This window comes from Streptomyces sp. C, from assembly GCF_000158895.1.
GTDB classification, from domain to species: Bacteria; Actinomycetota; Actinomycetes; order Streptomycetales; family Streptomycetaceae; genus Streptomyces; species Streptomyces racemochromogenes.
This window is the reverse complement of record NZ_GG657750.1, coordinates 6913412-6915754: the sequence shown is the minus strand read 5'-3', so window position 1 is coordinate 6915754 and position 2343 is coordinate 6913412. Positions and strand designations below refer to the sequence as shown.

Genomic DNA, 2343 nt, shown 5'->3' with positions numbered 1-2343 from the left:
AGGGGACCGGGCTGGGCTTCCCGTTCGCGGGGTGCGTCGGGACCGGGCTCGGCGCCGCGGAAACCGGGAGGGCGCGGGCGACGGCGAGGCGGGATGCTCCCCTGCGCGGCGGAGGCCGGCCCCGGCGAGGGCGAAGGACCGCCCCGGCGGGCGGGAAGCGGCGACGGGCCCCCCGGCGGGCGGTGGCGGGAACAACGCGCTTCAGGTTCTTCACAGTGGCTCTCCACGGTCGGGTCCGGGGCGGGAACTTCGCCCTTCACCCCCGCACGACGTGCGAGTGCCCGATCGGTTGCCGCCGTTTCGAAAAAACTTTTCGCGCGTTCCCGCCCCGCCCGCTCTCACGGCCGCGGCGGCGGCCAGGGGACCTCCTCCAGCAGGGGCAGCAGCACCTCCTCCTCGTGGTCGAGGTGGGCGTTCAGCTCCGCCGTCATCCGCGCCAGCTCGGCGCGGAACCGCTCGGGTTCGGCGATGGCCACGGCGCCCAGCAGGGCCACCAGTTCGCCCTGGATCCGGGCGACCGTGCGGTGTTCCTCCCGCAGCCGCTCGAAGACGGGCGCCAGGTGCGGGTGGTGGGCCAGGGTCCCGGGGAACAGGTGGGCGTCCTCGCTCGTGTGGTGGAACTCCAGGCCCTGGCAGAAGGCCAGGCAGCGCTGGCGGATCTGGAGCCCGAGGCCGGGAGCCGGCGGGCCGCCGGGGCCGGTGTGGGCGGCACGGGCGGCGAAGTGGGCCTCCGTCTCGGCGCCGACGTGGCGCAGCTGGGCCCGCAGCCACGTGTGCACCTCCAGCAGCTTCCCGGCGAGGGTGCGGACCGCGGCGGGGGGCTGCCAGCCGTCGGGCTCGGCGGGCTCCAGCCGGACGACGGGGAGCACCCGGGTGGTGCGCTCCTGGTAGTCGGCGTATCCGGGGGCGGCGCGGACGACGGCTTCGAAGAGCTCCTCGCGGCGGGCGCCTTCCGCGGGGACGGCGAGGGCGTCGAAGGCGTCGGTGCCGAGCTCGACCCGCACCTGGGGGTGGGCCAGGAGGTTGTGGTACCAGGCGGGGTGGGCGGGGGCGCCGAGGTTGGAGCCGACGACCAGCAGGACGCCCTCGTGGCGGACGAAGCCGAGCGGGGTGGTGTGCTCGGCTCCGGAGCGGGCGCCGGTGGTGGTGAGGAGGAGCAGGTCCTCGCCCTCGAACCAGCCGCCTACCTTGCCGCGGTTGGCGCGGAACTCTTCGATGACGGAACGGTTGAAGTCCTGGGCGGGTGTGGTGGGCACGTCTTTCGTTCTCTCTCTGGGCAGGCCGGTCCGGCACGCCCGCGCTCCCCCGACGGGCCGCTGTGGAGCGGGAGTCGCCGGGGCGGGGGCGTGCGGGAGCGGCGTACGGACTCGCGTGCGTACGGAGTTGTGGAAGAAGGGCAGGCGACTGCGGCTCGATGGCCGGCCGCGACGCGGGAGCCGGCGGTGCGGCTGCGCTACGTCAACTGCGGGGCGCGGAGTACTGACTCATGGCGTGTCCCTGAGTGAAGGGTGTTCGCCCGATCACCGGCCGGCCCACTGCTCTGTGGCCGGAGTCACGCGACACCGTCGGCCATTAGACGGGGCGGGCGCGGGAGTTGTCAATGCCGATGATCTTGGAGGTGCTCGCGCAGGGCCCGGCCCAGGACGGCGACGCCCTCCTCGATCTCGCCGGCCGGCCCGGCCGCGTAGCCGAGGATCAGGCCCGGCGGGCCGGGGCGCAGCCGGTGCCAGGACAGCGGGTGCGTCTTGACCCCGAGGGCGAGGGCGGCCCCGGCGACGGCGGTGTCGTCGAAGGCCGCGCCGTCGAAGGTGACGGTCAGGTGCAGTCCGGCGGCGGCGCCGTGCACCCGGGCTCCGGCCAGGTGCCCGGCCACGGCCCGCAGCATCGCGTCCCGGCGGCGGCGGTGGCGGCGCCGGACGAAGCGCAGGTGGCGTTCCAGTTCGCCGGAGTCCATCAGGCGGGCGAGGACGAGCTGCGCGAGGACCGGGTTGCCGAGGTCGGCGTACCGCTTGGCCTCCACGACCGGCTCCCGCAGGCGGCGCGGGACCAGCAGCCAGCCCAGCCGCAGGGCCGGCGCCAGCAGTTTGGACACGCTCCCGGCGTAGCAGACCCCCTCGGGCGCCAGGGCCCGCAGGGCGGGGACGGGGGCGCGGTCGTAGCGGTGCTCGGCGTCGTAGTCGTCCTCCAGCACCAGCCCTCCGGCGGCGGCCCAGGCCAGCAGGTCGCGGCGGCGCTCCCCGTCGAGGACGACGCCGGTCGGGAACTGGTGCGCCGGGGTCATGAGCACCGCCCGCGCCCCGCTCGCCCGCAGCGCGGCCACGTCCAGCCCGGCCCCGTCGACGG

The 2343-nt window shown here is 75.9% G+C and carries 2 protein-coding genes; both read right to left on the bottom strand.

Annotated elements, in window-relative coordinates; genetic code table 11:
- Window positions 1-338: 338 nt before the first annotated feature.
- Window positions 339-1256: a nitroreductase/quinone reductase family protein gene (locus SSNG_RS31015; protein ID WP_007267900.1), complete on the bottom strand. Its 918-nt coding sequence runs from the start codon at window positions 1254-1256 to the stop codon at window positions 339-341.
- Between the two features lie 341 nt (window positions 1257-1597).
- A partial coding sequence (locus SSNG_RS31010; RefSeq protein WP_042802401.1) for a PLP-dependent aminotransferase family protein occupies window positions 1598-2343 on the bottom strand: 746 nt, incomplete at its 5' end.